Origin of the sequence: Microcoleus sp. AT3-D2, assembly GCF_036705715.1 — a bacterium.
Classification (GTDB): domain Bacteria; phylum Cyanobacteriota; class Cyanobacteriia; order Cyanobacteriales; family Microcoleaceae; genus Microcoleus.
This window is the reverse complement of record NZ_JAUBVE010000138.1, coordinates 1-6,572: the sequence shown is the minus strand read 5'-3', so window position 1 is coordinate 6,572 and position 6,572 is coordinate 1. Positions and strand designations below refer to the sequence as shown.

8 protein-coding genes are annotated in these 6,572 nt (G+C 46.9%); 5 read left to right on the top strand and 3 right to left on the bottom strand.

What is annotated here, in order from left to right; all coding sequences use genetic code 11:
- Positions 1–72: 72 nt before the first annotated feature.
- On the bottom strand, positions 73–1,488 hold the full coding sequence (locus QUB44_RS29930; RefSeq protein ID WP_333373349.1) for an FAD-dependent monooxygenase: 1,416 nt from the start codon (positions 1,486–1,488) through the stop codon (positions 73–75).
- A gap of 653 nt (positions 1,489–2,141) precedes the next feature.
- Here QUB44_RS29930 and QUB44_RS29925 point away from each other — a divergent pair.
- From QUB44_RS29925 to QUB44_RS29905, 5 genes are all read left to right on the top strand, one after another.
- A complete protein-coding gene (locus QUB44_RS29925) occupies positions 2,142–2,459 on the top strand; it encodes a 2Fe-2S iron-sulfur cluster-binding protein (protein ID WP_333373347.1) in 318 nt (105 codons plus the stop codon).
- A gap of 57 nt (positions 2,460–2,516) precedes the next feature.
- A complete protein-coding gene (locus tag QUB44_RS29920; RefSeq protein WP_333054545.1) occupies positions 2,517–2,708 on the top strand; it encodes a hypothetical protein in 192 nt (63 codons plus the stop codon).
- On the top strand, positions 2,705–3,772 hold the full coding sequence (locus QUB44_RS29915) for a DUF3326 domain-containing protein (RefSeq protein ID WP_333373345.1): 1,068 nt from the start codon (positions 2,705–2,707) through the stop codon (positions 3,770–3,772). Before QUB44_RS29920 ends, QUB44_RS29915 begins: the two co-directional genes overlap by 4 nt.
- Positions 3,773–3,818: 46 nt before the next feature.
- Entirely contained in the window at positions 3,819–4,412 is a 594-nt protein-coding gene (locus QUB44_RS29910; RefSeq protein ID WP_333373343.1) for a CPBP family intramembrane glutamic endopeptidase, read from the top strand.
- Between the two features lie 215 nt (positions 4,413–4,627).
- The gene (locus QUB44_RS29905; RefSeq protein WP_333373340.1) at positions 4,628–5,719 is read left to right on the top strand and encodes an RNA-guided endonuclease TnpB family protein; all 1,092 of its coding nucleotides are present in this window, start codon (positions 4,628–4,630) and stop codon (positions 5,717–5,719) included.
- A 157-nt stretch (positions 5,720–5,876) separates the two neighbouring features.
- On the opposite strand, the gene QUB44_RS29900 is transcribed toward QUB44_RS29905, so the two are convergent.
- Complete coding sequence (locus QUB44_RS29900) at positions 5,877–6,281, bottom strand: TIGR02588 family protein (protein WP_333373336.1); 405 nt, start codon at positions 6,279–6,281, stop codon at positions 5,877–5,879.
- The gene (locus QUB44_RS29895) at positions 6,278–6,463 is read right to left on the bottom strand and encodes a DUF2391 family protein (RefSeq protein WP_333373352.1); all 186 of its coding nucleotides are present in this window, start codon (positions 6,461–6,463) and stop codon (positions 6,278–6,280) included. The genes QUB44_RS29900 and QUB44_RS29895 overlap by 4 nt, the downstream gene beginning before the upstream one ends.
- Positions 6,464–6,572 lie beyond the last annotated feature (109 nt).

Genomic DNA, 6,572 nt, shown 5'->3' with positions numbered 1-6,572 from the left:
CAATCATTTGAGGTTTTGGCAATTATGAATTCCTTTGAAATTAAATCTGCTTGAATATCTGCGGAATGTGGGTTACAAAGGAGTCAATGACTTTTTAACTTGAGTTGAGTTCGATCGACCTGCCAGTACCTGCTTTAAGACCTGCAACAAAATTCGAGGTTGAAACAGTGTGCCAGCCGATTTCAGCATATGCAACACTTCAAACAAACTGAGTGTTGTTTGAGTGTCGCGAACGGTTAAATGAATGACTTGGTTCATATACCATCCCATGAACTTGTCCAGGGCGCTGGCATCCTTAATAGTGCCTCGGACGCTGGGGTATTTAGCATCTTGAGTCGTAGAGGCAATCCAAGGCCCTGCATTGATCTGTGCCAGTCGTTTCTGAAATGTTTTTGCCAATCCAGTTAGGTTGGGTGAGGGTTGTCCGACAATGTTTTGCAAACAGGCATCTAAGGTCTTCACCCCCAATGCGGCTACGGTCATGCCTTGACCGTAAATTGGCGTGAACGAACAAACAGCATCTCCTAAAACCAAAAACCGTTCTGGTTGTCGCTTCAGAGTTTCGTAGTGGCATAACCGATTGCCGGGAGGATAGTAAATTTCGATCGGCGTACAAGGTTTAGCCTGCTTGAGAGCGTTGTAAATCATAGGGCTGGGTAACTGCTGCAGCGCATCCAAAAGGGCAGCTTCATCCTTTGGGAGGCGGTGGGGTGCAGTGGCACAGAATCCCAGAAGCCAACGGTTATTTTCAATCGGGTACAGGATAGCCATTGAAGTTCGTTCGGGTGGAGCCGCTTGCAGGTACACGCCTTTCCAATCGGATTCAAATCCCGCAGGAATCTCGTAGACGCGGCCGGCGTATCCCATGCCAGTTGTAATCACTGTTTCCTTTGGTGCTTCATAGCCCAATGCTTTCAGCCATTTGGGGGCTTGCGAATTAAACCCGCTTGCATCCACCACCAAATCAGCGACTAAGGTGTGCTCTTGAGTCTCTCCGGTTTGCTGGCGCTGCCGGACTCTCACTCCAGCAATGCTCGTTCCATCAGGAGTTGAAATGAGCCCAGTGACATAGCTTTCCTCCAGGAAATGAAGCTGGCTCGTTCCCGCTAACCGGCGGTAAATCAACCAATCCAAAATGCACCGACTGAAAGAGAGCACTGTAAATCCAGAGGGGAAACGAGCAGTCCAGCCAAAAGGATTGAGCCATTCCACATCGCCTGCCATATCCACTGTTACCGCTCCTTGAGCAATGAGTTCTGCTTCCAAGCCCGGAAACAACTCTTCGATAATTTGACGGCATCGGGTCAGCAAAATGTGCAGTTGAGTGCCTTGAGGAATGCCCCTGCGGGGTTCTGCTTGAAGAGGAAAACAATCTCGTTCAATGAGTGTCACCTGCTCAAAATAATCAGTCAAAATCCGAGCGGTCAGCAGTCCGGCAATACTCCCGCCAATCACAACCGCATGACGACCCAAAGTTGAATTTGTCATGATTTCATTTTTCCTATAAATACAATTAAACCATCTTCTAGTCGCAGGTCTGAAAACTGACTGCAAATATCTGACTTGGGATTAAGTTACGCAGAGTAGTGGAAAAAGAGCGTTGGAACTCACATCTTGCACCATTCTCGCTTAACGGGCTCTGGGGCCCGTTCCACAAGAGATGAATTTTCTCGCTTCACAGGCCGGAAAGCCTGTTCATAAAAATTTTATTGAGAATGGTGCAACATCTCAGTTAGAATCGAAGCGCGCGGTCTAAGCCGTGCTGGCATACCACGATCGCTACTGAGTTTCCGAAGCGTTCGGTCTTCTTTATTAGTGAGCTATGGGCATAAAGGAGTTGGCATCTCAGGAGTTCTCCACTCGTACTTACCGATCTTATACTTTTTGTGGTAGAGCTAGTTAGTGTTTGAAAAAATACTGTCATCAATAGCCGACAATATAAAAATTTTAAAAAATTAGATTTTTTGCCGCTAAAGACTTGACAACGTGCCGATTGTTTGCTGAGTAATTTCAGGGAAAATATTAGTAAAAAAAAATGTTGTAAAATTGCACAAAAGCACAAACAGCGGTAAAATACTGATTGCTTTGTTTCCAAATCTAGCGTAAATTCCAATTGGGGAATTAAAACCAATAATTGAAATATGTCGAAGACTTACACTGTTGAATTGCTCCACCAAGGCACTACCTATACCGTAGAAGTACCCGAAGATAAACAAATTCTCCGCGCCGCCAACGCCGTCGGCATTGAGTTGCCGAGTTCTTGCAATGCGGGGGTTTGTACTACTTGCGCTGCTAAAATTATTGAGGGTCAAGTCGATCAAGTTGATGGCATGGGCGTTAGTCCCGAACTGCAGGCAGAAGGTTATGTGTTGCTGTGTGTTGCTTATCCCCGATCGAACTTGAAGATAGAAACCGAAAAAGAAGACATTGTGTACGATCGCCAATTCGGTAAATCCTAGGACTAAGCTAAAATTGACCTAAGTACCGTTAGCGGTAAAACCACTATGGATCGCCCTATGACCACCCATTTCATTTCCGCAGAAGTTGACCTCCACGATACCGCCGAGCAACTGCACTCGGCTATTGAAATTGAACTGCAAAAGCACGGGGAACCCCTGCGGTGGGCCGTCACAGACGTGGATGTCGATCGGCAAAAGGCTGTGGTAGAAGGCTACGTGCTCGTGGAAGCATCCCCCGCAACACCGTGAACCCCCGCCCTTTGACAGTGGTTTTGATAGTCCCCACAGGCGTTGGAGCATCGATCGGGGGCTTTGCAGGAGATGCGCTGCCGGTGGCTAAGGCGATCGCCCAAATTTCAGACACCCTGATCACTCACCCCAACGTCCTCAACGGCGCTCAACTTTATTGGCCGATACCTAACGCACTCTACGTTGAAGGTTACGCCCTTGACAAATTTGCTGCCGGATGCTGGGGCCTGCAACCGGTACATCAAAATCGCATCGGCTTAATCCTCGATGCCGGCATTGAACCAGACTTGCAGTTGCGCCACTTGCAAGCCGTAGATGCTGCTAGAGCTACATTGGGTTTGAATATAACGGATTGTGTTTTAACCGATCGCCCTCTGCAAGTAGAATTGCGTATTTCTGAGTCAGGGGCATCCTGGGGGACGATCGGCAATCCAGACAGTTTATTGCGCGCTGCGGAAAAATTAATCAAACAAGCAAGAGTAGAGGCGATCGCAGTTGTGGCGAGATTTCCAGACGATGAAGGCAGCCTCGCCCTCGAAAACTACCGCCGCGGCAAAGGAGTTGACCCCCTAGCCGGCGCGGAAGCTGTCATCAGCCACCTCGTCGTCAGGACGTTTAAAATTCCCTGCGCCCACGCCCCGGCGCTGTCTGCGCTTCCCCTCGATCCGCACCTGTCCCCGCGATCGGCTGCTGAGGAAATCGGCTATACTTTCCTACCTTGCGTGCTTGCCGGCCTGGGCAAAGCTCCCCAATTGGTAGCGCCAGAAAGCCAGCAGCACAATCAATTATCAATTACCGCCGATCAAGTCGATGCGGTGGTGATACCCGCCACAGCCTGCGGCGGCAGTGCTATTCTGAGTTTGAGTGCGCGATCGTCTGTACAAATCATCGCTGTCGGCGACAACAAAACCCAGATGCAGGCGACTCCAGAAAAACTCGGAATCAAAGCTTTGCATGTAAACTCATATTTAGAGGCGATCGGAGTTTTGGTCGCTTTGCGAGCCGGCATCAGTCCAGCTTCCTTGGGTGCAGACATCTCCTCCCTGCGTTGTTTTTCTGACTAAACTCAACAAATCTAAAATCTCAAACCTCAAATCTAAAAGTGATTAAGTGGCAGAAAAACTTCCCGGAAATCCTGAAATTGAACCCTTGACGCGCACCCAAGTTTTAGTAGCAATGGGCGTGACAGCAATTATGTTGCTGGCGGTTGCTAAATTGTGGTTGCTATTTGGATCGGTATCGCTTTTGCCAGTCAAATTGATAGGAATGGACTTGCTAAAAGGATGTGCGCTCGGACTGGCAATTACAGGCGGGAGTGCGATCGTTTATCACCTCTGGCCTGGTTATCGCCGAAGTGCAGATGTTTACTTGGAAGTAGTGCTCAAACCTTTGTTTTGGCCGGATTTAATTTGGCTGGGACTGCTGCCGGGACTTAGTGAAGAATTGCTATTTCGAGGCGTTATGCTGTCTGCTTTGGGATTGAATGTTACCAGTTTAGTTTTATCGAGTTTTTGTTTCGGCATTCTGCACTTGGGATCCCTGGATCAGTGGCCTTATGCTGTTTGGGCAACGGCTGTCGGATTGCTGTTGGGTTACAGTGTTTTAGCTACTGGGAATTTGTTAGTGCCAATTACGGCTCATATTTGTACAAATTTGATTTCTAGCTGTGTTTGGAAGTGGGAACACAATCTGATGAAGCGTTAGCTCGATCGCAATTCCAAAGCGATTAAAATCCCGCCTGCGCGGACTATAGCAATAAATGTCAACGCGCAAGGGGGTTTTGAGATTGAACAAACCGCGAAGACGCGTTCGGCGAAGCCGTTCCCGAAGGGTAGGGCGCGAAGGAAGAGAAAGAGCTTGACTAAAGTGCCAAATAGTTTGCTAAAATTATCCATAGTTGATTATTGAGAGGAAGTTTTGTGTTTGCTATTAAACGAGCGCTCAAACTAAATGGCCCAGAAGCGACTTTGATGGCAAAACACGCAGGATTCCGGCGCGTAGTATTTAACTTTGGGTTGAGCTTGCGGACTCAAATGTATAGCGAGGGAAAATTCACAGACTCGAAGGTGATCAACGAAGTTAAAAAAGTTCTTACCAACCACGTCAAGAAACAGCCTGAATTTGGCTGGATGAACCAGTTATCTAGTCGAGTTTATCAAAATGCTTTGATTGACTTGAAAGATGCTTTTAGTAGATATCGCTCTGGAAAGGCAGGTCATCCAAAATTTGCTAGCCGCCGAGACGGTCAATCTTTTACAGTTGATTCATCTAACGGCAAAGTTTTACTAAGCGCTGGCAAAACCATTAAGATTCCTACCTTGGGGACTTTTCGACTCTACGAAGCCCTAGAGTGCGGTTATGTGTCTCAAACTTTTACGATTTCAAAAGAAGGAAGTCGTTGGTTTGTTTCCTTTTGCCTTGATGCAGAACGTTTGCCAGTTCAACAATCTGAAAGCTCTGTAGGAATCGATGTAGGCATTAATTCTTTTGCCACGCTGTCAACTCAGCAGGTCTTTGATGCGCCGAAGCCGTTAAAACAATCGAAAACCAAGCTTGCTACCTTGCAACGCAAAGCCTCAAAACAGGTAAGAGGCTCCCAAAATCAGCGCAAAACCTACCAAAAAATCCGTCGGCTCCATGCACGGATAGCTCGTATTCGTTTAGACTTCCTTCACAAGTTAACAACTTATTTAGCCCAAACTTTTAAGCTAATCAAGATTGAAAGTTTGAACGTTCAAGGAATGATGGCGAATCACAAGCTGGCTGGGGCAATATCGGATCTAGGTTTTTACGAATTTAAGCGTCAACTCGATTATAAGTGCAAAATGTATGGGGCAAATTTAGTGCTGGTAGACCAATGGTTCCCCAGCACTAAAACTTGTTCTAATTGTGGCACTAAAAAAGATATGCCACTAAGCATTCGGACTTTTGACTGTCCTGCTTGTGGCATATCTTTAGATCGGGACTGGAACGCAAGTCTAAATATTTTAAATTGGAAACCCTCGGCTTGAGGGGGATAGCCTACTTATCTTGGGATTAGCCATCTACCCAATAGCGTAGGAAGTAAACTCCGAATTGTGTCTAAAAATGGGTTTAGACAAGTTTAGATAAGTTTTACAAAGCAGTTCACAGAGATGAAAAGGTTTTAACCGCCGAGTTTTATCTGTGTTAAGGCAGTTTGTAACTGCTCGATCGCACAATCAACTCACCTTGACTGGGGTTACGGCTGAAAATAAAAGCTCCTTCTTGAGTTTCACCACTTGACAAAAAATCAATTTGTTGATCGCCGGATTCTACGACTTCACCGTTGACGCGGAGTTCGGCAATGATTTGCACTGATTCGGCCGTTTCGCCGCCCGTGTTTGTCACTGTAAACGGCACGTAAAATTGCCCTTGAGTTTCGCGAATTGGCGTGTTGCGAGTGAGAGAAATAACTGGAGGTTCCTGCTTTTTAGTCACCCAGTTGTAGATTACCAGTCCGGTGAGGGTAAAAAGGATGAAGCAGGCGATCACAAATGTCACCCATTCAGCAGGACTTCTTTTTTGTTGCTGTTCGTTATTACTTTCACTCATACCGCCAACCTCCCTGCGGCGCCGCCAACAGCCGCCGGCAATCCCAATACTAACGTATAGTTCAACCAAATCGACCACGGGTCGTCAAAGCTGAGTTTGTGGAAGAAAAACATCATAAATGCAGAAGCCGCCAGCGACACTAAATACGCCATGACAGTTTCGCTGAGGGGACGCTGAAAAATCCCTTGCTGTTGCTGCCGTTTTGCTTGATAAGTCAGGGCTATTTCGTTCTAGACAGTAGGCAGGGTTTAGGTTTAGAGTTTAGAAGTCGGATTCACCCTAACTTATGAT